This window comes from Bacillus sp. ISL-39, assembly GCF_018613295.1.
Taxonomy (GTDB): Bacteria; Bacillota; Bacilli; order Bacillales; family Cytobacillaceae; genus Mesobacillus.
The window spans coordinates 78,502-103,998 of sequence record NZ_JAGGQM010000019.1 but is presented as its reverse complement, the minus strand read 5'-3'; the positions used below and the strand labels follow the sequence as shown (position 1 = coordinate 103,998).

At 41.5% G+C, this 25,497-nt stretch carries 26 protein-coding genes and 1 pseudogene; 7 read left to right on the top strand and 20 right to left on the bottom strand.

Translation table 11 applies throughout. From position 1 onward, the window contains the following. Positions 1–2: 2 nt before the first annotated feature. The 3 genes from J7E37_RS14815 to J7E37_RS14810 form a co-directional block, all read right to left on the bottom strand. The gene (locus J7E37_RS14815; protein WP_251009683.1) at positions 3–491 is read right to left on the bottom strand and encodes a YhcN/YlaJ family sporulation lipoprotein; all 489 of its coding nucleotides are present in this window, start codon (positions 489–491) and stop codon (positions 3–5) included. A 294-nt stretch (positions 492–785) separates the two neighbouring features. After that, positions 786–908, bottom strand: a complete 123-nt coding sequence (locus tag J7E37_RS22300; RefSeq protein WP_285290340.1) for a hypothetical protein — start codon at positions 906–908, stop codon at positions 786–788. Positions 909–1,014: 106 nt separating this feature from the next. Then, on the bottom strand, positions 1,015–1,359 hold the full coding sequence (locus J7E37_RS14810; protein ID WP_214776554.1) for a DUF1360 domain-containing protein: 345 nt from the start codon (positions 1,357–1,359) through the stop codon (positions 1,015–1,017). Between the two features lie 201 nt (positions 1,360–1,560). Between J7E37_RS14810 and J7E37_RS14805 the strand changes: the two genes are divergently transcribed. Continuing rightward, positions 1,561–2,082, top strand: coding sequence for a CotY/CotZ family spore coat protein (locus J7E37_RS14805; RefSeq protein WP_214776555.1), 522 nt, complete (start codon positions 1,561–1,563; stop codon positions 2,080–2,082). Between the two features lie 48 nt (positions 2,083–2,130). On the opposite strand, the gene J7E37_RS14800 is transcribed toward J7E37_RS14805, so the two are convergent. From J7E37_RS14800 to mgtE, 4 genes are all read right to left on the bottom strand, one after another. Further along, a complete protein-coding gene (locus tag J7E37_RS14800; protein WP_215024705.1) occupies positions 2,131–2,589 on the bottom strand; it encodes a CotO family spore coat protein in 459 nt (152 codons plus the stop codon). 111 nt (positions 2,590–2,700) lie between these two features. Continuing rightward, positions 2,701–3,468: an enoyl-ACP reductase FabI gene (gene fabI, locus J7E37_RS14795; protein WP_214776557.1), complete on the bottom strand. Its 768-nt coding sequence runs from the start codon at positions 3,466–3,468 to the stop codon at positions 2,701–2,703. Positions 3,469–3,578: 110 nt separating this feature from the next. Next, on the bottom strand, positions 3,579–5,441 hold the full coding sequence (locus tag J7E37_RS14790) for a monovalent cation:proton antiporter family protein (RefSeq protein ID WP_215024701.1): 1,863 nt from the start codon (positions 5,439–5,441) through the stop codon (positions 3,579–3,581). 75 nt (positions 5,442–5,516) lie between these two features. Further along, positions 5,517–6,839 (bottom strand): magnesium transporter, encoded by a 1,323-nt coding sequence (gene mgtE, locus J7E37_RS14785; RefSeq protein WP_251009696.1) that lies wholly within the window; start codon positions 6,837–6,839, stop codon positions 5,517–5,519. Between the two features lie 268 nt (positions 6,840–7,107). Here mgtE and prpE point away from each other — a divergent pair, with 268 nt between their 5' ends. Continuing rightward, complete coding sequence (gene prpE / locus J7E37_RS14780) at positions 7,108–7,848, top strand: bis(5'-nucleosyl)-tetraphosphatase PrpE (RefSeq protein WP_214776560.1); 741 nt, start codon at positions 7,108–7,110, stop codon at positions 7,846–7,848. 53 nt (positions 7,849–7,901) lie between these two features. Here the strand turns inward: prpE and J7E37_RS22120 are convergent. The 6 genes and pseudogenes from J7E37_RS22120 to J7E37_RS14755 form a co-directional block, all read right to left on the bottom strand. Then, positions 7,902–8,459 (bottom strand): annotated as a pseudogene (locus J7E37_RS22120) (CAP domain-containing protein); the annotation flags it as partial. 710 nt (positions 8,460–9,169) lie between these two features. Beyond that, positions 9,170–9,406 (bottom strand): hypothetical protein, encoded by a 237-nt coding sequence (locus J7E37_RS22620; RefSeq protein ID WP_483297216.1) that lies wholly within the window; start codon positions 9,404–9,406, stop codon positions 9,170–9,172. 51 nt (positions 9,407–9,457) lie between these two features. After that, entirely contained in the window at positions 9,458–10,075 is a 618-nt protein-coding gene (locus J7E37_RS14770) for an RluA family pseudouridine synthase (protein ID WP_483297215.1), read from the bottom strand. Positions 10,076–10,526: 451 nt separating this feature from the next. Beyond that, on the bottom strand, positions 10,527–11,327 hold the full coding sequence (locus J7E37_RS14765; protein WP_167833807.1) for an NAD kinase: 801 nt from the start codon (positions 11,325–11,327) through the stop codon (positions 10,527–10,529). Positions 11,328–11,357: 30 nt separating this feature from the next. Further along, positions 11,358–11,996: a GTP diphosphokinase gene (yjbM, locus tag J7E37_RS14760; RefSeq protein ID WP_214776562.1), complete on the bottom strand. Its 639-nt coding sequence runs from the start codon at positions 11,994–11,996 to the stop codon at positions 11,358–11,360. Between the two features lie 34 nt (positions 11,997–12,030). Beyond that, entirely contained in the window at positions 12,031–12,411 is a 381-nt protein-coding gene (locus tag J7E37_RS14755) for a UPF0738 family protein (protein WP_251009682.1), read from the bottom strand. Between the two features lie 118 nt (positions 12,412–12,529). Between J7E37_RS14755 and J7E37_RS14750 the strand changes: the two genes are divergently transcribed. The 4 genes from J7E37_RS14750 (at position 12,530) to J7E37_RS14735 (ending at position 15,326) form a co-directional block, all read left to right on the top strand. Next, on the top strand, positions 12,530–13,114 hold the full coding sequence (locus tag J7E37_RS14750) for a CYTH domain-containing protein (protein WP_214776563.1): 585 nt from the start codon (positions 12,530–12,532) through the stop codon (positions 13,112–13,114). 22 nt (positions 13,115–13,136) lie between these two features. Then, a complete protein-coding gene (locus tag J7E37_RS14745; protein WP_214776564.1) occupies positions 13,137–13,781 on the top strand; it encodes a lytic transglycosylase domain-containing protein in 645 nt (214 codons plus the stop codon). Between the two features lie 265 nt (positions 13,782–14,046). Further along, the gene (locus J7E37_RS14740) at positions 14,047–14,448 is read left to right on the top strand and encodes a globin domain-containing protein (protein WP_214776565.1); all 402 of its coding nucleotides are present in this window, start codon (positions 14,047–14,049) and stop codon (positions 14,446–14,448) included. Further along, entirely contained in the window at positions 14,445–15,326 is an 882-nt protein-coding gene (locus J7E37_RS14735) for a ClpXP adapter SpxH family protein (RefSeq protein ID WP_214776566.1), read from the top strand. Before J7E37_RS14740 ends, J7E37_RS14735 begins: the two co-directional genes overlap by 4 nt. A gap of 663 nt (positions 15,327–15,989) precedes the next feature. Here the strand turns inward: J7E37_RS14735 and pepF are convergent. The 6 genes from pepF to J7E37_RS14705 form a co-directional block, all read right to left on the bottom strand. Then, positions 15,990–17,807 (bottom strand): oligoendopeptidase F, encoded by a 1,818-nt coding sequence (gene pepF / locus J7E37_RS14730; protein WP_215024698.1) that lies wholly within the window; start codon positions 17,805–17,807, stop codon positions 15,990–15,992. Between the two features lie 165 nt (positions 17,808–17,972). Continuing rightward, positions 17,973–19,175, bottom strand: a complete 1,203-nt coding sequence (locus tag J7E37_RS14725; protein ID WP_214776568.1) for a competence protein CoiA — start codon at positions 19,173–19,175, stop codon at positions 17,973–17,975. 211 nt (positions 19,176–19,386) lie between these two features. Next, a complete protein-coding gene (gene cls, locus J7E37_RS14720) occupies positions 19,387–20,898 on the bottom strand; it encodes a cardiolipin synthase (RefSeq protein WP_215024695.1) in 1,512 nt (503 codons plus the stop codon). A 148-nt stretch (positions 20,899–21,046) separates the two neighbouring features. Beyond that, positions 21,047–21,718 (bottom strand): adaptor protein MecA, encoded by a 672-nt coding sequence (gene mecA, locus J7E37_RS14715; RefSeq protein WP_214776570.1) that lies wholly within the window; start codon positions 21,716–21,718, stop codon positions 21,047–21,049. Positions 21,719–22,348: 630 nt separating this feature from the next. Beyond that, entirely contained in the window at positions 22,349–22,744 is a 396-nt protein-coding gene (gene spxA / locus J7E37_RS14710; RefSeq protein WP_167833817.1) for a transcriptional regulator SpxA, read from the bottom strand. Between the two features lie 434 nt (positions 22,745–23,178). Beyond that, positions 23,179–23,748, bottom strand: a complete 570-nt coding sequence (locus J7E37_RS14705) for a GNAT family N-acetyltransferase (RefSeq protein WP_214776571.1) — start codon at positions 23,746–23,748, stop codon at positions 23,179–23,181. A gap of 210 nt (positions 23,749–23,958) precedes the next feature. Between J7E37_RS14705 and J7E37_RS14700 the strand changes: the two genes are divergently transcribed. Further along, positions 23,959–24,144 carry a hypothetical protein gene (locus tag J7E37_RS14700; protein WP_041968165.1) on the top strand — a complete coding sequence of 62 codons (186 nt, stop codon included), beginning with the start codon at positions 23,959–23,961 and terminating at the stop codon, positions 24,142–24,144. 131 nt (positions 24,145–24,275) lie between these two features. Here J7E37_RS14700 and J7E37_RS14695 read toward each other — a convergent pair whose 3' ends face one another. After that, the gene (locus J7E37_RS14695) at positions 24,276–25,475 is read right to left on the bottom strand and encodes a putative glycoside hydrolase (RefSeq protein WP_353050026.1); all 1,200 of its coding nucleotides are present in this window, start codon (positions 25,473–25,475) and stop codon (positions 24,276–24,278) included. Between the last annotated feature and the right edge of the window lie 22 nt (positions 25,476–25,497).

Sequence of the window (25,497 nt, the reverse complement as noted above, 5' to 3'; positions counted from 1 at the left end):
TCTTATGTTAATTCCTTTTTCAGCGAAATAATCCGCTGCAATTGCTCTTCGGCTTTCTTATCCGGAAAGGACGGATCTTTCATTTTCTCCCGAAGCTCCACCGCTTCAATAAAAATCTTATAGTCACTGGAAACAATAAAATCTTCATCAGGATAATTCTTTTCCAGCTTCTTATTGATTTCTTTTTCGATCCGCTTCATGCCGAACCGCTTTAAATGCTTAACCTTGTATGCGACTAATATTTCTTTTTTTCCTGCAATTACGGCGACATCATAAATTTCATCAAGTGCAGCGATATCTTTCTTAACCTTCTTGGCAAGCTTGATATCCTTCTCATCCAGATCATTTGTCGCACCTGGATCAGGATTGACGGACTGAATCATGGATGCTCTGCTCTGTGGTGAAGTTTTCCCAAAAGAAGTACAGCCAGCAGTGCCAGCTCCAAGCATTATAACTATCGCCAAAAGATTTACAGCTTGTTTCATATTCATCATTAATCCCTTCCTATGGTTCATCTGATAAAATTATTTTCCACGTCTGAAACCCAATTTATGAATTTTTTAGTGTGGGTTTTATTTCCATGTAATTGTAAAAAAGTTATTCTGAGGAAAAACTGCATTAGATTAATCCACTGTCTGAAAAATGTACCAGTTAGTTTTTATAGTTCTCATTACAGCCGGCCATGACGAAACAATTGCACTTTGCAGCCTTTATAGCATGCCTTTTTAACGCTCAAACAACTCAAAAAAAAAACGCCTGCCAGAAAGTTTTGGCAGACGTTGCTTCTATACTCGCTTTTTCTTTTTACCGCAGCCACAGCCGCGTTTTTTACGCACTCGGCGGGTTGCTGCACTACTTTTAGATTCTGTTGAACCCTTGCTGCTATCCTTTTTTGGTTTTTCTTCCATGATTACAACCCCTTCATTAAAGAGTCCATATTATACTTTATGAACAAGTATCCAAAGGGGTTCTGGACGGACTCACTATATTTCAAGCATTAAGAGAACTTAAGGATCAGTCTTCTATGAAAATATGCTGTACCAACGAGGAAATTCCTGAAATCGCCAAAATTATTATGACCGGCATGGATAGCTGTGGTAACAATTCATAAGCAGCATATATGAAAACAGACGACCAGATTCCGGAACACCAGTGGCAGCTCAACAGCTCTCCGACCCAATATTTAAGTCCATCTCCTTTGATTTCTATATATGTTTCCGTGCTGCCATCTTCCAAAGTTTCAACTACCGTATCATGGAAAGGTGCACGCAGGAACTCAGTGATTTTATCGTAGACAATCAGCCTGGTCAATCGAAAGCTCGCAAAAACAAGCAGGCATAAGTCTAGCCAACTTCCCATTCTTTACACCACCTGTTTGATCAAATCAATTCAGCTTCTACATGGCAAATACCTATGAGCGGTCTTTAGCATGTCCGCTCCTGACCTTATTTTTTCAGGAAAGATGCTGAAAAATTAGACAAACACCCACACCATTAGGAGGGCGATTCATATTCTATTAAGGACAATAGGTCATATCAACTAAAAGGAGATGAATATTTTATGGGTTGCAAAGGTAAAAAGCATGATGGCGACAATTGCGTATGTGAAGTACTAAGAGCAATAGCGGACGCTCAGGATCAAGTAGATGTTGACGATGATTGCGATGTCAGTTGCGATAGATCTATAAGAGAATTGCTGGCTGGCGTGCAAACTCCGACCAACGGTTTAGATACAATTCCAATTATTTTATACTGCGGTGATTGTGTACCATTCGAAGGGTTTGGAGCTCGTGTCCGACCAAATGGCGGAGGTCCACAAAGATTGGATTGCTTTAGGTCATTCTTCTTCCGGGTAATTTCAGTAGACAACGACTGCTGCGCTAAAGTTGAATTACTGGTTACACGTGGCGATGAGGGCCAAGGCTTTGATGATCCTTGCCGCCAAATTCAAACTGGCGGTTCAAGAAATGAATTCTTCAGAACTGGTATCTGCATCACTGTCGACCTCGATTGCTTCTGTGCTGTCACTTGCTTAGACCCTGTAGAGGGTTTGCCGCTTTCAAGCCTTCCTGGCAGTGACTAACATGAAAGTGTGTAAGAACAGGCTTACCTTAAATTGGTAAGCCTATTTTTACAGTCCGATTCTTTTTATATCTACAATATCCTCCACTAGGAGATTAACGTTTTTCCTCCTTGGACTCACAGAATGGATGAGCAAAGTTCTTCCTTTCATCCCCGTAAAATATCCCTTATAGGATCTTTCAAGCGTAATAAACTCATATTTAACCTTCGCTACTGTAGCGGGGACGAGGTTTAAATGCTTAATCTTTTCTTCCAGAGTATACTCCTGGAATGTCTTTTTCTTTTTATCGCCCACCTGTTCACTTTCATTTGTTTCTTCTTCCACTTCTTCCTGTTCCACCATCTCGGCATCATCTTCGGTTTTGTTGTTATCAAGCAATTCCGGCTCCTTATCAGCCTCATTAGTTTTATAGATAAAATTCTTTTGCATATCGAGTTTCGGGAACTCTATGTTTGGTTGATTAATGTAAAACAAGGGCGTTTGCTTACGACTTCTTTTCCTTCCCATACAGCACCTCCGTTACTTCAGTCTTTTTATATTTATGCGTTTGCCTATAATAGGTGCCGAAATCGTTCCTGACAAAAACAAAAAAAGCCCGCTATTATGCGGGCTTTTCTCTTATAAAATATGAAATCCTGAATCAACATGAATATTTTCGCCAGTTATCCCGCGGGACATGTCACTGAACAGGAAAACGGCTGTGTCACCGACTTCTTCCGGAGTAGTATTGCGGCGTAGCGGAGCTCTCTCTTCAATATCCCTTAAAATAGAATTGAAATCACTTACGCCTTTAGCAGACAGTGTTCGGATTGGGCCGGCTGAAATGGAGTTTACACGGATATTGTGCTTTCCTAAGTCTGCAGCAAGGTAACGAACACTTGCATCCAGGGATGCCTTTGCCACACCCATGACATTGTAGTTCGGGATTGCACGTTCACCGCCGAGATACGTCAAAGTGACAATGCTCCCGCCTTCAGCCATCAGCTCTTTCGCTTCCTTGGCGACGGCAGTCAATGAGTATGCACTGATATTATGGGCCAGCAGGAATCCATCGCGTGATACATTCATATAGTCACCCTGCAGCTCTTCTTTGTTCGCGAATGCGATACAGTGAGCCACACCATAAATCGTGCCAGCCTCTTCCTTTATTTCTTTGAAGCATTTAGCAACATCTTCATCATTTGTAACATCGCAAGGCAAAACTAAATAGTTTTGATCAAGGGATGCGGCAAGTTCGCGTACACTTTTCTCAAGACGCTCTCCTGCATAAGTGAAAATTAAATTAGCCCCGGAATTGTGGAGAGATTGAGCAATACCCCAGGCAATGCTTCTTTTATTGGCTACACCCATTACTACATATGTTTTACCGTTCAATGAAAGAGTCATTTTGAAAATTATCCCCCTGTTAATACAAGTTATTAGTACCTAGTGCTAATTGTACACTAAATTTCTTCATTTGCAAAGAAAAACCCGCCGGGATGGCGGGTTTAGTTCAATTAGCACCAAAAACAGAATTCAAGTTCTCGTTTCAGTTCATCGACATATTCCTTGGAACCAGTAACGATCAGACGGTCATTCAGCCTCAGCTCGGTATCGCCGTGAGGCACGATTGATTCATTTTCACGCAAGATCCGGACAAATATGACATCTCCAGTGAACGGGAAGCGTCTTAGTGACATACCGTCAAAATGATCATTCAGCATCCTGATTTCATGCAGGGAATTTTCTTGATTGGTCAGGATTGTCATTACCCCTGGTGATTCAATCATTGCACGAAGCAGTGATTCTGTTGAACGGAGGACCGAGAATACCTCGATTCCCTCTTCCTGGGCTTTTTCTGCAAGGTCCGGACTTTCAATTCTCGCAATGACACGTTCAACACCATGCTCTTTTGCACTGACAGCAATCGTCGCGTTCAGATCAGGATCTCCGGTGGAGATGACAATGATATCCGCATCATACACCTCGTGTTTATCTAGTGTATCAATTTCATAATTCTCCATCTCGATGATTTCAAACACTGAATCAGCAATTCGGTTATCCGCTTTTTCCTGTTTCGTATGAAAAAGAACCGGTTCATACAATGAAGACTGAAGGGCCCGGGAAACAGGAAGTGTCATCTGGTTGGCGCCAATGAATGCCACTTTGACTTTTACTTCCTCTGTCTTTTCCTGCGGGAATAACTTTTTGAATAAGATTGGTGTCAGAACGCTGGAGATTACTGCAACAAGAATCAGTGTACCGCTCATCTCCGGCGTGATCATTTCCATTCTTTCCCCAATTGTTGCAGCCGCTATGACTAGTGACAAAGTGGATGTCAGCAGGAACCCGGCTGCAAGGACTGTTTTCGTGTCGTACCATTTTTTCAACAAATAGACTGGGATCAATTTTGACAAAAACAGCGCAAATAGCAATAACGGAATTAGTAATAATAGCTTTTTGTCACTGAACAAAGACCAGACGTCCAGGTCCACCCCAACCATTACGAAGAAGATAGGAATCAGGAAGCCATAGCCAAAGGAATCAAGCTTATGGACCATTTCCTGGTCCGGTGCCAGCAGGGAGACAAGCACACCTGCCAGGAACGCACCCAGGATATTTTCGGCCCCTACCGTTTCAGAGATTGCGACCAGCAAAATAATCAGGGCAAAAACAGCACGAGTGCCAATCTGTGTTGTTCCTGTCGAAAGTGCATTGATGAAAGTACGGTTCTTGAAAATTCTTCCGATAAAATACAGCCCAACTCCCGCCGCAAACAGGACGAGCAGCAGCCAGGTGTTTCCTTCCCCTCCATCATAAATAGAGACAAAGACAGCGAGCAGGATCATCGTTGCCAGATCAGCAATAACCGCCACCAACAAGATTGTCTGTCCGATATTTGTTTTCATCAGGTGTGCGTCCTTCAATGTAGGCACGACAACTCCTAGTGAAATCGTTGAAATGATCAATGTCATTAAAAATACATTTTCGATGAAGCCTGCAAGTACGAACAAATACGATAAGCCAAATGAGACGATGAAAATGCCAATGAAGATGATCGTGGCCACAATAAACGTATTCGGTTCTTTTTGCTCATTGCCCTTCCTGGTTTGATTTTTTTTGTTCCCTGAAAAGGCTGTAAAGTCAATCTCCAGCCCGCTCAAGAACATCAGGAACAAGAATCCCAGGGTTGAAAGGGTGCCAAGCCAGGCATCCTCATGGACGATGTTCAAGCCGCTTTTACCTATGATTAGGCCCATTATGATTTCTGCGACTACAACTGGTATGATGTTCAATTTTAAACGGTGCAATAAAATAGGTGTTAAAAATGCAACAATGATGACGATTACGAGTGAGGTAATCGAAGCATGATGTTCCATCCTCTTCCCTCCTTTGTTAAATAGGATTTGCGTTGTATCGATCTAAACGAACAGTTATCACCTGAACGTTGTATATTAAGTAAGGTAACTCATGAAAGCTGTTGCAATTCCAAAATATATCAGGATACTGATGATATCATTAATCGTCGTGATAAACGGACCTGATGCAACGGCAGGGTCGATCTTCAATCTGTGCATGAGCAGCGGAACCAGCGTTCCTGCCAGTGTCGAAATGATCAGCGTGATAAAGATAGAAATTCCTACCAACGCTCCAAGGAATAGTTCACCTTTCCAAAAATAGACGATGAATGTGACAAGGATGCCGCAAACTGCTCCTGTAATTAATCCAGTTCCCGCTTCCCTAAGGATAATGCTCCATTTGCTCTCTTTTTCAAGGTCCCCAGTCGCAATCCCCCTTACAGCTACAGCAAGTGCCTGGGTTCCTGTATTACCTGCCATACCGGCGATGAGAGGAATGAAAACGGCCAAAATAGCTACCTTATCCAATGTATCCTCGAACCTTCCTATCAGGCTAGCCGTAAACATGCCCAAAAAGAGCAAAATGATCAGCCAGGGCAAACGCTTCTTGGCAGCACTTAATGGATTTTGGTCTACAGTATCAAGGTCGGCTATACCTGCCAGCTTTGAATAGTCATCCGAAGCTTCTTCTTCCATGACGTCTATAATGTCATCGACCGTGATGATTCCGAGGAGATGGTTTTGGAAGTCGACTACAGGAAGGGCGAGGAAATTATAATCCCTCATCATCCTGGCTACTTCCTCCTGATCCTCGCCAACCGAAACAGAGACTACTCGATCATTCATAATCTCAACAATCATCGTTTCATCATCTGCAACAATCAGGTCTCTCAAAGATACAACACCAGCCAGCCTTTTTTCTTCATCAACGACAAAGATGTAATAAATCGTCTCGGCTTGCGGCGCTTCTTTTTTCAGGATATACATTGCCGATCTCACCGTCTGGTTGGCAGAGATCGCAATGAATTCTGTCGTCATGATGCTTCCGGCAGTATATTCTTCATAATGCAGCAAGTCCTTGATTTCCTGTGCTGCATCTTCGTCCATGATGGTCAAATAACTGGCAACCTGGTCTTTATCGAGTTCATTCAGGACATCGACCGCGTCATCCGCATACATATTAGACAGCATGTCAGCCGCATAATTAGGATTCATCTGGGCCAATACATCTTTAAAGTCCTCTTCATCCGCTTCCAGGTTTTCAAAAAGATCTGCCATCTCTTCTGGTGAAAGGAAGTTATAAACCTTCGCCCGATCCTCATCATCAAGCTCACTGAAAAATTCGGCCTGGTCATATGGATGCAAGTCTAGAAATTCTGAACGGAAATCATCAATTTTCTCAGAGTAAAGTGCTTCCATCAGCAGCTCAGAATTGATTTGCTGCCTGGATGCTGATTCTTGACGTTCTTCAGACATACACCTTACCCCCTTTCCTTTATGTACATTTCATTATACTAGCATTTATTAAATTCTTTGTCTTTTATCTACTCTTTTTCATTTAAAATTAATTGGGCAATATATGTTAGATACCAGATTATTGCTTTGTCTTAACATTCCCTTTTTTGATGTAAACTTGTCCTTTTTCAGACTGCGGGAAGAATATACAATTAAAGGAGGACATTCATAAATGAACCTAGATATTATCGGCGATATCCATGGCTGTTATCAGGAATTTGAAGAACTCACCAAAAAACTTGGTTACGACTGGAGCACCGGCCTTCCGGTTCATCCTGATAACCGGCATCTTGCTTTTGTCGGTGATCTGACTGACAGAGGACCAGAATCATTAAAAACAGCAACTCTGGTTTGGGAATTGGCAATGAATAAAAAAGCCGCTTTCTATGTTCCGGGGAACCATTGCAATAAACTGTACCGATATCTGTTAGGAAATAAAGTCCAGACAACACATGGACTTGAGACAACAGTTTCGGAAATTATGTCACTGAATTCAGAGCAAATAAATGAATTCCGCGGGAAATTCATTTCCTTATATGAATCTGCGCCTTTATACCACGTCCTCGATCAGGGCCGGCTTGTGATCGCCCATGCCGGAATCCGCGAAGATTACATAGGGAAACATAATTCAAAAGTAAAAACCTTTGTCCTATATGGCGATATCACTGGTAAAACCAATCCAGACGGAACTCCTGTACGCCGTGATTGGGCAAAGAATTACCAAGGAAAAGCAACCATTGTATATGGACATACACCGGTAAGAGAGCCAAGAGTCCTTAACAACACTTATAATATAGATACAGGAGCTGTTTTTGGCGGCAATTTGTCAGCATTGCGTTATCCAGAAATGGAACTTGTATCTGTTCCGTCCTCGATGCCGTTTGTGCCCGAAAAATTCAGGGAGATAAAATAATACCCCTATTTAAAAAAGCTAACCATTGACCATCAATGGTTAGCTTTTTCTTATTATTTCCCAATAAACATTTGCGTCCAGTAGTTCCCCTGTGTTGTATGCCCAACACCAATATGCGTGTAGTTAGGACTTAAGATATTCTTCCTGTGTCCTTCGCTGTTCATCCATGCGTTCACGACTTCTTCAGCACTTCGCTGGCCCATCGCGATGTTCTCACCGGCTGTATTGTACGAAACACCAAAGTCCCTCATCATATCGAACGGAGAACCATAAGTTGGACTTGTATGTGAAAAATAATTCTTCGCCTGCATATCATTTGACTTTTCCTGAGCTACATTGCTTAATGCTGTGTCAGGCTGCAGGTTTGGCAAGCCGTTTTTCCTGCGCTGTTCGTTTGTCAGGTCAATGACTTTCGCTTCAAATGCACTGATCTCGGTACCAGAAGGAGTTGCTTTTTGCTCAGGAGCTGGTGCTGCTTCCTCCTGTGGAGCTGGTGCTGTTCTTTCCTGTGGTGCTGGTGCAGCTCCTTGTTCAGGAGCTGGTGTTGTTCTTTCCTGTGGTGTTGGAGCAGTTCCTTGCTCAGGAGCTGGAGCTGGCGTTGCCCTTTCCTGTGGCGGTGCGGCCCCTTGTTCAGGAGCTGGTGCTGTTCTTTCCTGCGGTGTTGGGGCAGTTCCTTGCTCAGGAGCTGGAGCTGGCGTTGCCCTTTCCTGCGGTGCTGGTGCAGCTCCTTGTTCAGGTGCAGCACCCTGTTCAGGTCCCTTGTTCAAATCCGGAAGTTCAACACCTGTACGACGCTGCAATTCAGCCAGCATATTATCGAGATCAGCTCGTTGTCCTTCTGTTAATGTTAGCCTGCCCTGCGTGTTCATTTCTGTATGAGGGTATTTAGAACTTGGAATTCCCGTACTGTAAGAGTTCGGGTCTACGGTGATGTACCCTTCAGGCATCTGCATAATTTCACTCGTCGCCTTATCGCCATTTTGATTTTGGTTTTGCTTATTAGTATTTCCTTTACCAGCATTGATTTCTGCTCTGCGTCTTTGCTGCTTGATTCTATTTGCATCATTATCCCAATAGCTTTCCTGGTTATTCCCCAGAGCAGTCATCCTGTTGTCACGCATATCCATCGCTTCATCATTATTGTTGCATGCTGTAAGCCCTAATAACATAACAGCAGATACTGCCAATATCTTTCCATGTTTATATATGTTCAAGTGATGCTTCCTCCTTCATATTGCATTCATTACTTCCTTATGATTTGATTTTTTTCCGGAAATATCTGATGAAATATTTGAGAGAAATGTAAAAAGGCAAATCGTTTTCAAAACGACTTGCCTTGATCAAGCACTTCTTGCATATCGATTGGCAAACTTGCAGTAAAATGCATTTGCTTATGTAAAAATGGATGGCTAAAGGTAAGTTCCCTGCAATGCAAGGCTTGCCTTGAAATCGAATACCGGCTGCCTCCATATAAAGTATCACCAAGAAGCGGATGGCCAAAGTAACTCATATGAACCCTAATTTGATGGGTCCTGCCTGTTTTTAGCCAGAGCTTCATATGAGTGAACCCCTCATATCGTTTTTTAACTTCAAATAAAGTGCAGGCATACTATCCATCAGGATGCACTTCTCGTTCTATAATGCTGTCTGGCTTCCTTGCAATCGGGGCATCGATCATTCCATCACCCTGTTCGACAAAACCTTCAGCAAAAGCTTCATAGCTCCGCTTTACACCGCCCGAACGCTGCTGCTTACTGAATAAGTGATGGACATGGCTATGTTTGGCAATCAGGACCAGTCCGGAAGTATCTCTGTCCAGCCTGGTAACAATATGCGTGGTAGCTGGTATTCCGTGACTTTCATAATATCCGATAAGTCCGCTCGCCAGACTTCCGTATGGATGCTCCCTGGAAGGAATCGTATTCATTTCTGGAGGTTTATTGACCACCAGCAAATATTCATCCTCATATATAATCGAAAGCGGGATTTCCTCCCCCTTCATTCCCTCAGACGGAACTTCAGGAGGAAACTCGATTCTGACTCGATCAGCTGTTTTTAATGCGTACCTGACATTTACTTCCTGATCATTCACCGAAATAAAACCGCCCTTGAACTTAATATCTGTCAGTGCTGATTTAGAGATTTCTTTCTCTTTGAGGAATTCCCTTAGCAGCTTCCCTTGATCAGCTTCCTCAGCAGTAAAATCCAATGTGAAGTTTGTTGCCATATCAGCGGCTCCTGTCGTTCTTCTTTTCGTTTATCAAGACTTTGTATTTACATCATCATCTTAGACATTTCGTGCTCATTCTGGCCTCAAAATGTCTATTAAATGCGGGTTCTTAGACATTTTGTGCTTGTTCCGGCATCGAAATGTCCATTAAACGCTGGTTCTTAGACATTTTGTGCTTGTTCCGGCATCGAAATGTCCATTAAACGCTGGTTCTTAGACATTTCGTGCTCATTCTGGCCTCAGAATGTCCATTAAACGCGGGTTCTTAGACATTTTGTGCTTGTTCCGGCATCGAAATGTCCATTAAACGCGGGTTCTTAGACATTTCGTGCTCATTCTGGCCTCAAAATGTCCATTATACGCGGGTTCTTAGACATTTTGTGCTTGTTCCGCCTTCGAAATGTCCATTAAACGCTGGTTCTTAAAATTCCCCTTCAACATTTGCTCTTTAATCACTATCTGAGATAAAGGAATCATGCACCCTTTTCCAGAATGGGAAGGGGCGGAATCGGGCGAAACGGATTTTTTCGTCTGCTACGCGGAATTGGATTGATTTCACGTCTTTATGCAGTAGGGTCAAATGGTCAACCGTTACCTGGAAGTCGGGTCTATTGACAGGCTTTAGTGTACAGGTATGATGGTCAGGAAGGATTAACGGTGATCCCACTGTCCGAAAGACACGGTTGTTGATGGATGCCATCTCCGCAACCTGGATTGCTCTCAGTGACGGATGCAGAATGGCACCGCCCAATGCTTTATTGTAGGCAGTGCTTCCTGATGGCGTGGATACGCATAGACCGTCTCCACGGAAGCGTTCAAAATGCTGGCCTCTGATTTCAACATCCATGACCAGGGTGCCTTCAACAGATTTGACGGTCGATTCATTCAGGGCTAGATATCTAGTTTCTCTGCCGCCGTGCTGGTACCTGATAATGACCTCGAGCAATGGATACTCAATCACCTGGTATGGCGTTTTGGCCACGGCGATAACAAGCTTTTCGATTTCTTCAGGGACCCAGTCGGCATAAAAGCCCAGGTGTCCGGTATGTACTCCAATGAATGCTGTTTTATCCAGCCGGCTGCTGTATCGATGGAAGGCATACAAAAGAGTGCCGTCGCCTCCTACTGAAATACAAATATCCGGCTGGTCTTCATCATATTGTAGATCAAAGTCCAAAAGATACGTTTTCATCTTGTGCATCAACGTATTGGACCGGGAATCTCCTTTTGAAGTGATCGCAAATTTCATGTATCAAAACACCCCTGCATTTCGGATTTACTATTTCTTCCCACCCTGCTGCATTTCTTTCTTCCGTGTGAAAAATGCCTGTGCATCCTGAATTTCTCCTCTGATGGTCGACATCTCTTCATCGAGACGGAATGCTGCCTCTGCCGCGCGCTGCAGCCTGATTTTTATATCCTCCGGAAAAAGCCCTTTGTATTTATAATTAAGCGAATGCTCGACTGTCGCCCAGAAATTCATCGCCAATGTCCTTATTTGAATTTCGGCCAGGATCTTTCTTTCGCCACGGATCGTTTGGACAGGATAGCTGATCACGACATGATAAGATCGGTAGCCGCTCGCTTTTTTATGCGAGATATAATCCCTCTCCTCGACAATCTCCAAATCATTCCGGCTTCTTAATAGTTCGACAACTGTCTTGATGTCATCTACGAACTGGCACATGATCCTCAAGCCGGCAATATCCTGCATTTCCGATTCAAGTTTATCAAGTGAAATTCCTTTTTGATGGGCTTTATCAAGGATGCTCGCAATAGGCTTTACCCTTCCCGTGACGAATTCAATCGGGGAATGGTCAGAATGGAGCTCATATTGGCTCCTGATTCCCTTAAGCTTTACCTTCAATTCTTCAACAGCGTGCTTATAGGGTTCTAAAAATTGATCCCAGTGTTTCACATCAGTCACCTCATCCGGTTCTATTCACGAAAGCCTAAGCGGAGGGTGCGGCAAAAACCTGTTCCACTTTCGCGACCATTTCCTCTCCATAATTGCTGTTGCCGGTGATATTCTCAATCAAATATTCCATTTCACTTTGGAAGCTATCCAATTTAAGTTTCCCGTTTTTATTCGTTAAAAACGTTTCAAGCCCAGCTTGGAGACCATCCTGAATAACACTCCAAGTCTCTTCTGGAATGGTGACGTATCGATATCCATCCTCTTGATCAACAATATAAACAAATGATAATTGATCGGAATCAACCAGCATTTGCCCTGTTGGAGAAAAATCCCCAATGTCAGTCTCTGTGTTTGTGGAGAGACGCAGCTCATTATTTTCAATTTTCGCTTCTGTAATTAAAATTTTTTGACTCATATCTTCAACCTCCATAATCTTTTTTATTTTATCATATCGAACCATTTTCTACTAAGCATTGAAGCCAAACTGATTTAAAGAGATAATAAGGACAACTTACTGGAAAGGGCGGAAATATGTGAGCCAGAATATCGAAATAGAATTCAAGAACATGCTGACTCAGGAAGAATTCCAATTACTTACGATACATTTTAAAATAGGACCAAATCAATTCAAAAAACAAATTAATCATTATTTCGATACGAACTCATTCACCTTAAAGGAAAAAGGTTCTGCCTTGAGAATCAGGGAAAAAGAATCCTGGTTTGAATTGACATTAAAGCAGCCTGCACAACAGGGATTGCTTGAAACGAACCAGACGCTGACGCCCAGCCAGGCGGAGGATGCTTTGTCAACGGGGAAACTGCCAAATGGTATGGTTAAAGACGCTGTTTCGGGATTAATCAAAGATCCAGAGTCATTGCTATATTTCGGGTCTCTTACCACCGTCCGTGCTGAGCTTGAGTACAAAGAAGGATTGCTTGTTCTGGACCATAGTTACTATTTAAATACAGAAGATTATGAGCTAGAATATGAAGTGACGAATGAGACTGCAGGATATAAGGAATTCTTGAAATTACTGGAAGAACTAAAAATCCCTCTCAGATCGACCGATAATAAAATTAAAAGATTTTACGCAAAAAAATATAATCTTTTACAATAATAGATCAGGCAGGAGAATCACAATGAATGTCGACCAGTTAAAAGTCATACTTGAATTACAGGCACTCCAAAACTTTAACAAGCCCACGAGCCAATCTGGAAATGGCCTTTTTCAGGAAATGCTCTCCGGCATCCTGAGTGAGGAAAGCAATGCTCTAGGTGCCACTGCAACAAGGCTTGAGGAGTTATTTAACAGCGCGCAAACTGCCGTTAACAATTTAGATTTAGCAAAACAGAGCGTTAGCCATATGCTGCCTCCTGTTCAACTGACGAAAGTAGCTGCCAAAAGTAATGCTAATTTTGATGGAATCATTGATAAGGCTGCTTCCATGTTCAATATTCCAGCCAAACTTATTAAATCTGTTATTCAAAAGGAATCAAATTTCAATCCAAATGCAGTCAGCCATGCAGGTGCGTCAGGACTGATGCAGCTTATGCCTGCAACAGCCAGTGGACTCGGTGTCAAAAATGTTTTTGATCCAGCGGAGAATATCATTGCCGGAAGTAAATACCTTCGCCAAATGCTGGACAGGTATGACAATAATCTTGAGCTTGCTCTTGCAGCCTATAATGCAGGACCGGGAAATGTAGATAAATATGGTGGAATTCCTCCGTTTAAAGAAACGCAAAACTATGTACGTAAAGTCACAGATGTCTTTTACACATAAAAGGCTGCTTTAAAAGGATAAAATTCCCATTGGTTTAGACCGCCTGTCAGTGGTAACAGGCGGCCTTTTTGTGTACATTAGTAGAAAAGCGCAAGCGCCTTGGTCAGCCAGACAAAAGCTTCCAGACTTGAACAGCAAATCCTTTCCATTTTTCACAGAACCCAAGACGATTTGTTTGAGATATAAATTTAGCATTGCTACAATAAATAGCATAACTATCAAAGCAGAAAGAAATTTCAAAATCTATTTTAAAGGAGTTATCAATATGGTTGAGAATAAGACCTTACCATTCGAAGCCATTGGCGAAGGGACACTTCACCGGCTGGTCGATGCTTTTTACCACCGTGTTGGAATGCATCCTGATCTTGCTCCTATATTCCCGGATGATTTAACCGAAACTGCTCGAAAGCAAAAGCAGTTCTTAACTCAATATTTAGGAGGACCACCCTTATATACCAATGAACATGGCCATCCAATGCTCCGCGCAAGGCATTTGCCGTTCGAAATCACTCCGGCCAGAGCGACAGCCTGGCTCGCCTGCATGACTGAAGCCATGGATGAAGTTGGACTAAAAGGATCTGTAAGGGAGGATTTTTACGCAAGACTTTACCTGACCGCCCAGCATATGATTAATACTCCTGATGATGAAACTGGTGATAACACATGAAACTGAGTCGGGAAAACCTTCTAAGCTATGACCCATCTGAGTTTTGTCATAGCCTGGATAAAAAGCCCATCGAAATTTACATGTTTGTCGACCCGCTCTGTCCGGAATGCTGGGCACTAGAACCAATCATCAAGAAGCTCCAAATCGAATATGGCAGATATTTTTCAATTCGCCATGTATTAAGCGGCAAACTGGCCACACTGAACATGAGCAGAAAAAAACGTTATGAAACGATTGCTGAGCTTTGGGAAAAAACAGCAAGCAGAACAGGAATGTCCTGTGACGGGTCTCTGTGGTTTGAAAACCCTGTGTCATCCCCTTATTTAGCATCCATTGCGATAAAATCAGCTGAGCTTCAGGGGAGAAAGAAAGGCATCAGATTCCTGCGCCAGCTTCAGGAAGTCCTTTTCCTTGAAAAACAGAATGTCTCTAACTTCGAGGTGTTGAAAAACTGCGCAAGGAGCGTCGGATTGGACGTAGAGGAATTTGTAACCGATATCCATTCTGAAACTGCTGCAAAAGCGTTTCAATGCGACTTGAAAATAACGAATGAAATGGATGTCCAGGAAATTCCGACTTTCGTCTTCTTTAACGCTAACGTCGAGGAGGAGGGCATCAAGGTTACGGGGCTTTACCCATATGAGGTATATGTCCAGATTCTAGAAGAAATGCTGCAGGAAAAACCAGAACCTGCACAGCCGCCAATGCTTGAGCAATTCATGAAGCAATACAAGATGGTTGCTTCCAAGGAAGTAGCTGTTGTATATAACATGACTGTCCAACAGGCCGAGAAGGAATTAAAGAAATTAATGCTAAAACAACAAGTCGAACAAATCCCTGCAAAATATGGGGTGTTCTGGCGATATCACGAAGGCTGACCGTGCATTTGCACGGTTTTTTATATGCAAAGAATTTTTGTGCTGTCGATAAACAGAAAAAAGCCTTGCAGCTCTCCAACTGCAAGGCCTTTTCTCTATTTTATACGAACAAAGGGGATGGGAGAAATTTTTCACGGTCAAACAAAGGGGTAAATGTTTGCTTGTGATCAACTTCACGCCATAAATATATCATATCCTGGCTCCCTATCACAATATCCTTGTGTGTTATTTCACAATATTGTCAAATCCGATTCATGAATGCCTGGGCACAAGCATATAAATGAGATATAAAGCGATTCGGAGTGATTAAATTGGATAAAATAGGTCTTTCCCTTATGGCTCTATTCATACTTTTTTCTTTTATCCTTCATATTTTGGGGTTAATGCATCTTCTGCCCTTATATCTTACCTCCCCTATCCTGTTTCTAGCATTATTTATTTTACTGATATATTTAAATAACCGTAAAAAGTTTAAAGGTTTTTAAACTATGCACAACTACCGCGCTAAACTCCAAGACCATTTTTGCCAGCTGCAAGTTTGTGACAAGATTTTAATAACATATAAAAAACCGGCCGCATTCTCTGCGGCCGTTTTCGTTTGGGATATTAGAAAGTATATATACACTTTGAGAATCGTCTAGCTGCAGCGCTTGTGCTTTTCTATTATGAAAGCAGCGCTTCCATTTCATTAAGCTTTTCTTCAAAGACTTTCAATGCTTCCTCGATTGGTTTCGAACTTGTCATATCGACGCCTGCTTTTTTCAGTACCTCGATTGGATAATCCGAGCTGCCTGATTTCAGGAATTCAATGTAGCGCTCGACTGCCGGCTGTCCTTCTTCAAGGATCTGTTTGCTCAGTGCTGTTGCTGCACTGAACCCAGTGGCATACTGGTAAACATAGTAATTATAATAGAAATGAGGAATTCTTGACCATTCAAGACCGATTTCTTCATCGATCATGATGTCCTCTTCACCGAAATACTTTTTGTTTAGCTCGTAGTAGTCCTTTGTCAGTGCATCAGCTGTCAATGCCTCGTTATTCTGTGCTTTCTGGTGGATCAAATGTTCAAATTCGGCAAACATCGTCTGCCTGAATACTGTTCCACGGAAGCCCTCAAGGTAATGATTCAAAAGATACAGTCGCTTCTGCTCATCATCGATTGTCTTGAGCATATAGTCATTCAATAATGCTTCATTGCAAGTGGATGCCACTTCAGCAACGAAAATTGAATAGTTGCCGTACGGATATGGCTGTGTCTTCCTTGTATAGTAGCTGTGTACGGAATGTCCGAATTCGTGAGCCAGCGTAAACAGATTATTGACATTATCCTGCCAGTTCATCAGGATATATGGATTAGTGCCATACGCGCCTGATGAATAGGCACCGCTGCGCTTACCCTTATTCTCATACACATCCACCCAGCGATTTTCGAATCCTTCTTTAAGGATAGTATTATATTCATCCCCAAGAGGCGCTAATCCTTTTAGGACATATTCCTTTGCTTCTGAATAAGGAATCTCCATTTTCACATCCTTAACAAGCGGTGTGTAAAGGTCATACATATGAAGCTTATCCAGGCCAAGTACCTTCCTGCGGAGCTTAACATATCTGTGAAGAAGGTGCAGATTGTCATTCACCGTATTAACAAGATTTTCATAGACACTTTCAGGAATATTATTCGCAGCAAGCGCAGCATGCCTCGCAGAGTCATATTTACGAATCCTTGCATTAAAATTATCCTTTTTGATATTGCCGCTTAATGTGCTGGAAAAAGTATTCTTGAAGCTGCCATATGTTTTATAAACAGCTTTGAAAGCATCTTCACGAACTCTGCGGTCCTCGCTTTCCAGGAATCGGATGTAGCGGCCATGTGTGATTTCCACATCCTCTCCGTTCTCATCCTTGATTGAAGGGAATTCGAGATCCGCATTGTTCAGCATTCCGAAGGTATTTGAAGGTGAGCTCATAACCTCCGAAGCCTGAGCCAGAAGCGCTTCCTCTTCAGCAGATAGGACATGCGGACGCTGCAGGTTGATTTCCTCCAATGCATGCTCATAAAGCTTCAGCTCTTCTCTTTCATTCAAAAAGCTTTTTATTTTCTCTTCATCAACAGCCAGGATTTCTGGTACGATGAACGCAAGCGCGCTTGCCGCTTGTGAATATAGATTCTTGATACGGTCATCCAGTCCCTGATAAAAAGAATTCGTTGTATCCTGGTCATAGCGCATATGCGCGTATGTATAAAGTCTTCCAAGACGCTCAAGCAATTTATCCTGCAGCTGAAGTGCAGTATATAGTTGTTCAGCGCTCTCTCCCAGCTTGCCCTGATACTCCTGGACAGAAGGAATCAAGCCCTTTACTTCATTAAATTCTTTTTCCCACTGTTCATCAACTGCAAAAATATCCTCAAGTCTCCACGTATTCTCTGTGGCAACCTCGTCCCTTACTGGCAATTTCTTAACTGCAGATTCGTTTGACATATAAATCCTCCTAACAATATTTCGGAATTCGAAAAACTTTTCTAGTAACATATTCGCTAATGGTTTATTAATTCCTTCTATAAATTTTAATAAGGAAAAATTTTTTTCTTTTTAAATGCCCTAATTCCAACTACCCTATTTTACGCAGTTATAATACATTTCATGTTATGGGAATACGGATTCTCTAATTTCATTTTCGTACTTGTTGAAAAAGTCTGCTTCAGCCTTAATTTGGTCATCAATTGAATTCGGAATAATAATTTTCCGGAGTACTTTCACTTTGCCTGAATCAATTTTTTCCAAGAATGACACTCTTGTTAAAAGAAATACGTATTCAGCAAGAGCATGCCAGTGATCTTTTTCTCGAGCTGCGGGCAAGATGCGAAGTTTGATTTCTTTCCTTCTTACACGCTGATAAAAGGCTTCCCGGATTTTCGAATAATCTATAATTTCCCCAATTTGATAATGCCGGAAAACATCGAGGTAGAGATATGTCTGCCAGATTAATGAAGGCGTTTCGATATAGGGGCTTGAGCGTACAGGAAGTCCCATTTGGGATGGAATTGTAAGAAGACTTAGATGATTGCGGTAGAGTTCTTTCAGGAATGGATTTTGCCATGCACCAGGAGAAGTTAAGTAGTGTGATTTCATTTTTTGGTTTTCACTTTGCCAGGCCTTCAAGAAGGCAAATGGCTTATCAGCCGGACTGAGAAACTCCGCTATTGCGTACTGATTTATCGACTGTACTTCAAAATTTGTGATTGTCTTTTTAGAAGTGATTGGAATGGCTCCATGCAAATTAACGAATTGCCCTGTAATTGGGCAAAAGGCCGGTATATTCCAGGAGTACCTGGACCGCCGAATGAAGAGGAAGAGGAAGTTATTGATTGAGACAACATTATTCGACTTACGCTTAATCAAGTTCTCGGCAGCAACCCAAATCGGAATTACCCCATGATCAAAATACCTTTTTGTTCTTTTTTCAAATATCTCAGCAGGAATGACAGAACATTGGAATTCAATCGCATATTTTTGGTTCTGAAATACGAAAGCAATGTCCGGTTTCTGCTTCATTATTGGGTCGAATTGTTCAAGTTCAGCAGTAATTCCTTGCTTCTTCAGCCAATTATAAAGCTTTAGCTTTCCGGTAAGATGGTACTCTGATTCTCGTTCATACTCATACCGGCAGCTTCCTCCCGCCAAATGAGAAAAGTGCCAAATCTTCTTATTGCCTAGTTTCATAACCACTTCTTCATCACATTCTGGACAGTAGAATTTCTCCCTCGACCTGATTTCTATTAAATCACTTTTTTCATATCTTTCACCCAATGATAGCCTTTTGCCATCATTTTTTTTCGCAACTAGCACATTTTATGCGCCTCCTTTCTCCATGACATATTCTAGTTCATTGAGTTAATACCTTGATATTTGAAAAAGGTTAATAAAACGTTCACAAATCAAGAAAAGCGGAAGCGCCTTGGTCAGCCCCGACAAGCGCTGGAGCTAGAAACTAATCTTAATAAAAATGTTTATACTTTCTTATAAAATGCAAAAAAACCCGGAGTTAAAATCCGGGTTTCTACAGCATCGGTGACAAGAGCCTCGAAGTGGATTCGAGCAGTCTATAGCCAAGGTGACGTTTATTAAAATCATCCATGACAATCTCTATTGAATGGAGTACATCATTTTCAAATTCTTTCACAAGCTTCGTCGTGCTATTCGTTTTGTATAGGAAGGCGTTGACTTCAAAATTCAGGTGGAAACTTCTCATATCCATATTAGATGTCCCGATGGAAGCGAGCTCACCATCGACTATGACGATTTTACTATGCATAAAGCCCTTTTCATATTCATAAATCTTCACACCAGCTTCAAGCAGTTCCGGAAAGTACGATCTCGAAGCAAAGAATACGATTCTTTTATCTGGCCGCTTCGGGACAAGCAGCCTGACATCCAGACCACTGAGCGCCGCTACTTTAATTGCGCTGAAAATGTCTTCATCAGGGATGAAATATGGTGACGCGATCCAAACTGATTTATCAGCAGAGGAAATCATGGAAAAGAAGATATTCTTTATGACACTCCATTCATTGTCAGGTCCTCCAGCTATCATTTGGACTCCTCCATGAGTGTTGGCCTGCAGGGATGGTGAAAGATAATCCGACGTCAAAAAGCTTTTATTCGTCATGTAATACCAATCCTGAAGGAATATCAGCTGAAGACTCCTTACTGCTTCTCCCTTTGCCATAAGATGAGTGTCCCGCCAAAAGCCAAACCCTTTGTCCCTGCCCAGGTATTCATCTCCGATATTCAGGCCGCCTACAAAACCAACAGTTCCATCAATAACGATGATTTTCCTGTGATTCCTGAAATTAAATTTACTATTTAGGAACGGCAGGCGGACAGGACCAAACTCGACCACCTCTACCCCCGCTTCACTTAGGTCGGAAATATATTTTTTTGACAGCTTCCAGGAACCGACAGAGTCAAACAGGAATCTGACCTTAACCCCTTTCCTTGCTTTGCTGACTAAGACTTCCTTTATTTCTTCTCCAATTTCATCATGGCGGACAATGTAATATTCCATGTGTATATGGTGGGTAGCTTTTTTTAGCTCTTCAAGAATGTGGCTGAAAGTTTCATCACCATTTGTCAGCACCTTTGTGGAGGTCGCAAATGAAATTGGACTGTTCCCAAGCTTTTGGGCGAGGGTAAACAAGCGGCGATGATCTTCTTCCATGTCAAGCATCCTTGCCTTGTTGACCCTTTCCGAGTCTCCTTCGATTTTTGAGAAGGCTTTTTTATCAAGAAAATATTTACGCCGGAACATCTTTTCCTTGCGTTTATTCCTGCCGAATAACAGATAAAAAATAAAACCTACAACTGGGAAGCCGCCCAGTACGACAATCCATGTCAATGTCTGGGCTGGATGCCGATTCTCGAGGAATATCACAAAGCCGATGAAGATGACTGTGAGCGACATAAATATACTGATATATCCAAGATAAACTGGATCAAGTCTTTCATAAAACAAATAGTAGATCCCAGCAAGGATCAATAAAAACGTTAAGATCCGAACTGTATTCTTCATGTAACCACCTGTTTCTCTCTCTGTATTTTTCCCGCAACAAGCGTTGGGAACTTCAGATATATATATACGTTTATATGTAATGAAGGGATTCATACATACAGACTATTATATCAAAAAAGCCGATTTCATTTCTGAAATCGGCCTTCACTCAGGAAAAATGCTTTCTTATGACACTAAACACATCTTCTTCGATAATCTTATTACCGTATTCATCGAGACGGTAAATCGTGACTGTCGACTCCTGCCCATACTCTAGAAGAACGCTAAGGATATTGTCAATTTCTTCTTCATCCTCAAATTCCTGCTCAGGAAACTCAATGTATAAATAATATTTGTCTTCATAGCTGTATAAGCTTGTTTTGACTTTATCGATTCCCGGCCGTTTTGAAAGAGCAATGACATCTTCAAAATCCTTGAAGTATAGCAGGAATTCTAAATCATCCTCGAAGGCAGGATCCGCATCATCAATTCCTTTTGGATTAAACTGATGGTCAAGCAGCTCTTCAATCCTCTCATCGACTGGAAGATCCTTCATCTTATCATTTGGAAGCGGCAGTTCAAACTTTGGACCGTCCTTGGACAGCTGTGCCTTTGTCACTAAAACCTCCAGACCTTTTTCCAGGGCCTGAACCTGGATCCATAAAGGGCCTTCAACTGCGAACTCCTCCTCGGCATGGACTTCATCCATCATCTCCCAGAATAGCTCTTCGCTGCGATCACGGTTATACCAGATTTCCTCCCGGTCAAAACCGCGCTCCTCTATGTCCATATATGAAATATAAAATTTCACGGTATTCTCATTAATACGCTCGATTTCCATTCGCTTTCTCTCCCTTCCAGGCAAAGATTTGAAGGGACTAAATACCCCCAAAAAAGCAGTTGGTCTTTATCATTTACCCTTAATAAATAAGCCTGAATCACCTTGATTTATAAAGGGGCTGTGTAAAAAGAAATAAACGATCTTGTACTTTTATTTTATGTTATATTAAGCCATTTTGGAAACAAAATATACACCCATTTTTATAAAGGCAGTTTCCGCATTAATTATTTTTGCTATCGTACATGGTTATGTCCGCATTATTATAGGCATCGAGGTTCTTTTAGATGAGACTTCCGAACTTATAATGCGCAAAAAGGTGGTACAAGCAACAAAATTCACGAAAAGAACTTTTATAAAAGGCTGATGAATGGACTCGCCTGAATAGATTTATCTGTTTAATATGCTGCGGGGATTGTGCTAATGCGCTGCCTTAACCACAGGCTTCCCGCCCCTAAAGATACAATCAAGAAGGTTAGCCAAAATTCATTGCGACTTAACAAACCAATTTAAAGTATTCTTTACATTTTACCAGAAAAGTGCCTGAATTTCAATTTGTCTGCATTGCCAGGAGCACACCGGGTTAGGCGCGGCATGAAAAATAAAAAGCCCCCAAAAAGGGAGCTTAAAGGTTTAGTTTACTAAACGCTGAGCCTCGCGAAGCTGGAAAGTACGCACTTTACGTGGCAGGAATCGTCTAATTTCATCTTCATTGTATCCAACCTGCAGGCGTTTTTCATCAATGATGATCGGACGGCGGAGCAAGCCAGGGTTTTCCTTGATAACCTCAAACAGTTCTTGCAAAGGCATTGTTTCCAGGTTCACATCAAGCTTTTGGAAAGTCTTAGACCGGGTTGAGATGATTTCATCCGTCCCATCTTCTGTCATACGAAGAATTTCCTTTATTTCATCAATTGATAAAGGCTCTGAGAATATATTTCTTTCAGTATATGAGATTTCATGTTCTTCCAGCCAAGACTTGGCTTTTCTGCAAGAGGTACAACTTGGTGAAGTGTATAAAGTGACCATTGCTAATTCACACTCCCTTAGATTTACTTATATATTATTTGCTTCAAATGAACTGCCATTTCTTAAATAATAATAAGTTTAATTTTATAATTCATATTGTTTATTATACACCATGGATTTGATAAAAGGTATCCCTTTTCTTAAATTATTCCGGGTATTTATGTAAGATTATTTTCTCTCTTCTCTATATATAACGAACGAAATAGAAAAAAGTTTCAAGAAAGATTATATTTTTTCATCACCTTCTGCTTCAATCTATATAAATATTCGTACAATTCTTCCCAGATGTGTCCGTCGGGTATTCATTTTCTTAATTTAATTATATTTACCCGGTTGTGCAGGACTTAAACCTTTTTATTTAAAAAAATTTATTCTCAATTAATTTAGTAACAATGAAAACGCAACCGTGTAAAAACACTGGTTGCGTTCGTGACTTAGATGTCCTGAAGCAAATCATCACGTTGATCTTCGACAGTCAATACTTCATCAACTGGCTGGTATGATTCTCCGTAAAACTTTTTATCTTTATAAGTGTGAATCATGTTGTAGGTTTTCTTCATGGCTTCGTACACTAGATCCTCAGACGCCTCATCAGGTGACCAGAAAAGGATTTCCATCTCATTGATTTCCTTCGTAGCGAGCGACCGACGCCTGTAACCAATCGTCCTCGCATGCTCGAAACCTTCCCGCTTGTAAAAGCGCAGGCGTTTTTCAGTATCTGTGTCCTCATAATTAACTGGTTCAACCTCAAGGATAATCGGCTTGCTTTTTTCCTTCAGCTTCTCGATCAACTTGTGGCCTAGCCCCTGACCGCGGGTCGACTTAGATACGAATAGGTAATCAATGAACACAAAATCCTCTGTCTCTACATACATGAGCACATGTCCTGGCCCCTCATCCTTATGGTACATCTCTGGTCTTTCCTTTAAAAGTGTTTCCATGTGTTCTTTTGATTTCATTTCCTCAATTGGGAAATATTGATTTAATTTCTCATACCAATGCATTGCTTATCTCCTTTTTGATTTTATTCCATCCCGATAAGCACCCAGCTTTTCTTATATAACCATGATCTAAATACTTGTATTATTTTTTCTTTATAAAGTTCTTTTAATACACCGGCAATTCTTTTAAAATAAAGATGTACGGGGATCATGTATTATATTTATCACAAAATCACTAACAAGATTATGTGAAAAAAAAGGTGGAGGTTTATCATGGGCGGTTACATAATGGATCTAACTATCGTTGCTTTACTGATTGTGGGTATTACCGCGACAATTGGTGTGATCACCAATGGAGTAGGAACTAGGTTCTTTAGTGGAAATAAAAGAAATGAATTCGTCGATCAATCAACAAGTTTGCAAACTGGCTGGAAAAATGTCGGCGGCAGCAAGAAGTAATCCATATCCCATCTGTTATTATAACTTATTTTCATATCGATAATCTAATGATATGAAAACAGCCTGGAATGATTTTCATCGTTCCAGGCTGTTTTAGTATCAGAAAGTATAATTTTTAACATCGAGAATGATCATGGTGTGTAATCAACATTAGGAGAGTATTTATTGCTTGCATTCCATAATAAGTATTCGTTAATCCCCTGATCCTTCAATGCCCTGATCTGGTCTTCGACTTCCTTTTTCCCGTAGACAAGGTAATTTCCACTGCCTAACCATGATGCTGTGAAATCCTGCAACCATGGACGTGAAACAGGCGGGGTCTTTAATTCATCAAGCTTCTTTTTCTCCATTTTTGCATATTCCTGAACGAGACGGTATGGCTCTGTGTCAGGCTTGGCAATCCCGAAATAAGAAGTCCAATGGCTTGGATAAATCATGGAAGAAATGACATCCACATTCTCGGAGATTTTCGAGAAGTTCTGTCCAATTCCCGGGGCTTCAGGGAGAGTTGCCGTATAACCAAAGATATCCACTGATACTTTGACATCATAAGGTTTTAATTCTTTCCTAGCATAGGCCACAAAATCGGTCACTGCTTTGACCCGTTTTTGGACATTATCCATGTCTGTTTCCTTATAGTCCCCCATGGAATATTGAAGAGTAGAGTCCCTCTTTTCGAATCCCTCAGGGAAACGGACATAGTCGAACTGGATTTCCTGGAAGCCCATTTTTGCTGCCTCGATGGCAATTTGAACGTTGTAATCCCACACTTCTTTCACAAATGGATTTACGAATGATTCTCCCCTGCCATTTTTCCAGACTTGATTCCCTTCTTTAAATGACCACTCCGGTTTTTTATTTGCCAGAGCTGTATCTTTGAAAACGACTACCCTGGCGATAGGATAAATCTGTTTTTCTTCCAAAGTCTTTAATAATTTTTCTGGATCTTTAATATAGGGCTTTCCGATATCTTTAAAAGGAGAATTCTCATCTGGTTTATATGTAAGATATCCATGGTCTTCTTTTATATCAATGACCATCGCGTTTAAATCAGTCTCATCAACAAGTTTGGTAAGACTTTTAAACCTCTCTCCTCCAGCAGAATTCCCGGTTACATAGATTCCTCTTACAGCATCAGGATATTCAAATGAATAACCTGAATCAAACTTGAACCTTGGCATCTGCTCTGGTATTTCCCTGACCAACGATTGATGTTCCCTGACCGGAAGTCTTTCTGTTTCATGCGCTTTCGATTCTGCAAATACTGTACCTCCTGCTTGTGAAAAAGAGGCAGCTAATAATGCTGCTGCTGCTATTTTTTTAAACTGCACAAACAACTCTCCTTTCAAAACG

Coding starts and splice junctions, on each gene's coding strand:
- J7E37_RS14815 (WP_251009683.1), bottom strand. CDS start 491: ATGAATATGAAACAAGCTGTAAATCTTTTGGCGATAGTTATAATGCTT.
- J7E37_RS22300 (WP_285290340.1), bottom strand. CDS start 908: ATGGAAGAAAAACCAAAAAAGGATAGCAGCAAGGGTTCAACAGAATCT.
- J7E37_RS14810 (WP_214776554.1), bottom strand. CDS start 1,359: ATGGGAAGTTGGCTAGACTTATGCCTGCTTGTTTTTGCGAGCTTTCGA.
- J7E37_RS14805 (WP_214776555.1), top strand. CDS start 1,561: ATGGGTTGCAAAGGTAAAAAGCATGATGGCGACAATTGCGTATGTGAA.
- J7E37_RS14800 (WP_215024705.1), bottom strand. CDS start 2,589: ATGGGAAGGAAAAGAAGTCGTAAGCAAACGCCCTTGTTTTACATTAAT.
- fabI (WP_214776557.1), bottom strand. CDS start 3,468: ATGACTCTTTCATTGAACGGTAAAACATATGTAGTAATGGGTGTAGCC.
- J7E37_RS14790 (WP_215024701.1), bottom strand. CDS start 5,441: ATGGAACATCATGCTTCGATTACCTCACTCGTAATCGTCATCATTGTT.
- mgtE (WP_251009696.1), bottom strand. CDS start 6,839: ATGGAAGCACTTTACTCTGAGAAAATTGATGATTTCCGTTCAGAATTT.
- prpE (WP_214776560.1), top strand. CDS start 7,108: ATGAACCTAGATATTATCGGCGATATCCATGGCTGTTATCAGGAATTT.
- J7E37_RS22620 (WP_483297216.1), bottom strand. CDS start 9,406: ATGAAGCTCTGGCTAAAAACAGGCAGGACCCATCAAATTAGGGTTCAT.
- J7E37_RS14770 (WP_483297215.1), bottom strand. CDS start 10,075: ATGGCAACAAACTTCACATTGGATTTTACTGCTGAGGAAGCTGATCAA.
- J7E37_RS14765 (WP_167833807.1), bottom strand. CDS start 11,327: ATGAAATTTGCGATCACTTCAAAAGGAGATTCCCGGTCCAATACGTTG.
- J7E37_RS14755 (WP_251009682.1), bottom strand. CDS start 12,411: ATGAGTCAAAAAATTTTAATTACAGAAGCGAAAATTGAAAATAATGAG.
- J7E37_RS14745 (WP_214776564.1), top strand. CDS start 13,137: ATGAATGTCGACCAGTTAAAAGTCATACTTGAATTACAGGCACTCCAA.
- J7E37_RS14740 (WP_214776565.1), top strand. CDS start 14,047: ATGGTTGAGAATAAGACCTTACCATTCGAAGCCATTGGCGAAGGGACA.
- J7E37_RS14735 (WP_214776566.1), top strand. CDS start 14,445: ATGAAACTGAGTCGGGAAAACCTTCTAAGCTATGACCCATCTGAGTTT.
- pepF (WP_215024698.1), bottom strand. CDS start 17,807: ATGTCAAACGAATCTGCAGTTAAGAAATTGCCAGTAAGGGACGAGGTT.
- cls (WP_215024695.1), bottom strand. CDS start 20,898: ATGAAGAATACAGTTCGGATCTTAACGTTTTTATTGATCCTTGCTGGG.
- mecA (WP_214776570.1), bottom strand. CDS start 21,718: ATGGAAATCGAGCGTATTAATGAGAATACCGTGAAATTTTATATTTCA.
- spxA (WP_167833817.1), bottom strand. CDS start 22,744: ATGGTCACTTTATACACTTCACCAAGTTGTACCTCTTGCAGAAAAGCC.
- J7E37_RS14705 (WP_214776571.1), bottom strand. CDS start 23,748: ATGCATTGGTATGAGAAATTAAATCAATATTTCCCAATTGAGGAAATG.
- J7E37_RS14700 (WP_041968165.1), top strand. CDS start 23,959: ATGGGCGGTTACATAATGGATCTAACTATCGTTGCTTTACTGATTGTG.